1 protein-coding gene is annotated in these 229 nt (G+C 34.9%); it reads right to left on the bottom strand.

Features of this window, described 5'->3' with window-relative positions; genetic code table 11:
- A partial coding sequence (locus KVT27_RS26470) for a PRC-barrel domain-containing protein (RefSeq protein WP_254636320.1) occupies positions 1–218 on the bottom strand: 218 nt, incomplete at its 3' end.
- Positions 219–229 lie beyond the last annotated feature (11 nt).

Raw genomic sequence — 229 nt, 5'->3', positions numbered from 1 at the left:
TCTTTCTTTGAGCCTTTAACCCCCCATACAGCATTAGCACCTGTTTGTAGAATATCATTCACAACACCAATTGTTTCGGCTTCTTCAGAAACAATTGTACAACCTATAATCTCATGGAAAAAAAATTCATTTTCTTGAAGGAGATCGACAGTCATTTGATCTTTTGTCACTTTTAACAAACCTTCTTTAAACGGCACGACCAAATTGATGTTATTCATACCTTCAAATG

Origin of the sequence: Lysinibacillus sp. GbtcB16, assembly GCF_019091145.1 — a bacterium.
In the GTDB taxonomy this organism is placed as follows: Bacteria; Bacillota; Bacilli; order Bacillales_A; family Planococcaceae; genus Lysinibacillus; species Lysinibacillus fusiformis.
The sequence above is the reverse complement of the archived record's forward strand: the minus strand, read 5'-3'. Positions and strand labels throughout refer to the sequence as shown.